Source organism: Parachitinimonas caeni, assembly GCF_030129945.1.
Classification (GTDB): Bacteria; Pseudomonadota; Gammaproteobacteria; order Burkholderiales; family Chitinimonadaceae; genus Parachitinimonas; species Parachitinimonas caeni.
Genome location: NZ_JARRAF010000269.1, coordinates 1 through 255 on the forward strand (window position 1 = coordinate 1; position 255 = coordinate 255).

The 255-nt window shown below is 65.1% G+C and carries 1 protein-coding gene; it reads right to left on the reverse strand.

Annotated elements, in window-relative coordinates; genetic code table 11:
- The coding region (locus PZA18_RS24645) for an IS66 family transposase (RefSeq protein ID WP_456238585.1) at positions 1 to 255 on the reverse strand (255 nt) is incomplete at both ends.

Sequence of the window (255 nt, forward strand, 5' to 3'; positions counted from 1 at the left end):
CGCTGATGTCTTCGCCGATCGGCACCAGATTCTGGCCACATTGGCCGCAGGTGCAGGTGGCGGGTTCGTGTCGGTGCTCAATGCGCGGCAGCGAGGCGGGCAAAGGCTGGCGACCAGTGGGCTTGCGCTGGGGACGTTCGGCGGGAACTTGCAGTTGTTCGACGTCGGCGATGATGGCTGCGCCGTCCTCGGCACAGGTGTCGTCAAACAGGTCGCGTTGCTCGGGGGCAAGGGCTTCGCTTTTGACGCCAAACC